At 42.3% G+C, this 2,051-nt stretch carries 3 protein-coding genes; 2 read left to right on the forward strand and 1 reads right to left on the reverse strand.

Annotated elements, in window-relative coordinates:
- Positions 1 to 56: 56 nt before the first annotated feature.
- The gene (locus OKC30_RS20605; RefSeq protein WP_270809796.1) at positions 57 to 287 is read right to left on the reverse strand and encodes a hypothetical protein; all 231 of its coding nucleotides are present in this window, start codon (positions 285 to 287) and stop codon (positions 57 to 59) included.
- Positions 288 to 417: 130 nt separating this feature from the next.
- Between OKC30_RS20605 and OKC30_RS20610 the strand changes: the two genes are divergently transcribed.
- Together OKC30_RS20610 and OKC30_RS20615 are read left to right on the forward strand one after the other, a co-directional pair.
- Entirely contained in the window at positions 418 to 636 is a 219-nt protein-coding gene (locus OKC30_RS20610; protein ID WP_231557000.1) for a helix-turn-helix transcriptional regulator, read from the forward strand.
- The coding region (locus tag OKC30_RS20615) for a YfjI family protein (RefSeq protein WP_270667002.1) at positions 614 to 2,051 on the forward strand (1,438 nt) is incomplete at its 3' end. The genes OKC30_RS20610 and OKC30_RS20615, both read left to right, overlap by 23 nt.

A 2,051-nucleotide genomic window follows, 5' to 3' on the forward strand; every position in this document is an offset into this window, starting at 1 on the left:
CGATTAAATCAGATCACAAACGAAGCCTTTTTTCTATCTATTTCAATTGGTTGTAGCTAAAGATCCTGTACATGATGGTTTAATAGAATGGTAGGTGGCAAATTGCTACCATCGTGTAAGCGTTTTGTTATTTTTTTCAGTGTTTTTTGTAAATCATATTTTTCAGAATTTGATGGACGTTCACGGCGCAAACTTTCGCCGGTCTTCTTGGTTGGGCGGACCGGGCTACTAAACCCAAGGGCCTTTGCTATAGCGTCGAAAAAAATCATAAAGAAGTGTGTTGTCATGATTTACCCGTTGGGATCGTAGTTTTTCCCCCCTGACCTTACCCCAGAGGCCCGCCATAATGCGAGCTCATTCAATTAGACGTTAGAGGGATTTCACATGACACTAGAGACAATAGACCCCATCATCAGGATGGCTGAGCTTTCCAAGCTAATTAGTCTATCTAGATCAACTATTTACGACAAGCTGAACGCCAGGTCTTCCCGGCATGATCCCAGCTTTCCCAAGGCGATAAAACTTGGCAAGTCAGCGATCGGCTGGCGTCAGAGCGAGGTCAATCAATGGATCGCAACCAGGTCACAAAGTAGTCAAACAATGGAGGTCAAAAATGAATCAACACAGAGCCATTGAAGCTGTCATTGAGCGGTTAGATCAGTCCCTTTGGGATACACTGGATGTCGTCGCCTATAAAACAAAGGCCCCGAGATTTATGATCTTGACTCAAATGTTGTCTGTAATGGCTATCGCATCGCAGCAGTTGGTAGATATTAGCCCAAAAAGTGAGATGAAAATACCGGCATCACTTTACACTCTAATTCTAGCTGCTTCTGGCGAGAGAAAAAGCACGGTCGATAAGCTACTGATGAAACCAGTCCGTGAATTTGAAAAATGCTTGGCTGAGCAGGTAGATGCTGCACAGCAGAAATATCAGATCGAACTGGAATTGTGGAATATGAAGGAAAAAGTGTTAAGGAGGGAATTAGGTGAGATGTATAAAAAAGGTGATGAGCAGCCCATTATAATAGAGGCATGGCACACTCACCATTCAAATATGCCTATAGCTCCGTTAGTTAAGAGGATTTTAGCTGAGGATATAACAGTCGCAAAACTGAAGTCGATGTTAGCTGAGAAGAATACGTCATTAGCTCTGGTGTCCGATGAAGCTGGGACACTACTGTCCAGTGACTTGATGAAAGATAATGCATTGTTTAACTCACTATGGTCAGGTCAAACTATACGTGTTGACAGAGCCAATGCCCCTGAAGTTCATATTGAAGGTGCTCGTTTGACTTTGAGCATGCAAATCCAGCCTGATATATATAGAATATTCAGAGATAGTAATGGTGATGCGATGAGAAGCTCTGGATTAGACGCTCGAATTCTACTGTGTGAGCCTGAGTCAGAGATTGGCTATCGTCAAGAAGATAGGGATGATAGCGCATCACTAGATGATAAAATTAAATTAGGTAGATTTAGCTCAAGGATTGATGCATTACTGCAAGAAGGGCTCGAGATGAGAGCACAAGGCAAGGAACGTCATTGCCTGAATTTAACAGAGAGTGCTAAGAAAATTTGGAATGACAAGTTTAATGACATTGAATACGCAATGAGGGGCGGGGAATATTTGGAACACTATAAAGATTTTGGTTCAAAGTTTATGGAGCAGGCTTCGAGAATCGCGGCGGCACTTCATGTGTTTAAAAATAGAGACTACAGAAACGCACTTGTGACTCATGAGACTATGCAGACTGCCATTGAACTGGCTGAAATATATTTGCATCAAGCATTAATAATCTTTAGATCGCCCGAGGCTCGGGAGTTCGTGGACGAGACACATGTGAATAAGTTACTGGAGTGGATTATTCATAACTGGAATAATGAGCTGCTTCTGAAAGGTGACATTAGACGAAGTGGGCCACATTGCGTTCGTAATTTGAATAAGCTAGAAGATGCAATAGAAGTTCTTATGGAAGGTGCGAATAAGCGGGGAAATTCTTCTCGGCTGACTCAGTCATTTCATTTTTTCAGTTTGAGCCGATCTTTTC

The sequence above is a fragment of the Aeromonas sp. QDB18 genome, from assembly GCF_027705325.1.
Classification (GTDB): Bacteria; Pseudomonadota; Gammaproteobacteria; order Enterobacterales; family Aeromonadaceae; genus Aeromonas; species Aeromonas caviae.